This is a genomic window from Flavobacterium enshiense, from assembly GCF_040750275.1.
GTDB lineage: Bacteria > Bacteroidota > Bacteroidia > Flavobacteriales > Flavobacteriaceae > Flavobacterium > Flavobacterium enshiense_B.
On record NZ_JBDOCV010000041.1, the window covers coordinates 1 to 250 of the forward strand.

Genomic DNA, 250 nt, shown 5'->3' on the forward strand with positions numbered 1-250 from the left:
CAATCCGCAAAATACAATCACAGCAGGTTCTAACCAAACGGTGTGTATCAATACAGCGATTACAGATATTACGATGACCACTACTGGTGCTACCGGCGCTACGGTAACAGGATTACCTGCGGGAGTAACAGGATCATGGGCAGGGAACACTGTAACAATCAGCGGAACCCCGACAGCATCGGGTACATTCAACTATACGGTTACGACCACCGGAGGTTGTCCACCGGCTACAGCTACGGGTACTCTTACA

At 50.0% G+C, this 250-nt stretch carries 1 pseudogene; it reads left to right on the plus strand.

Going from position 1 to position 250, the window contains the following annotated elements:
- Positions 1 to 250: pseudogene (locus ABGT15_RS14720) on the plus strand (hypothetical protein); the annotation flags it as partial.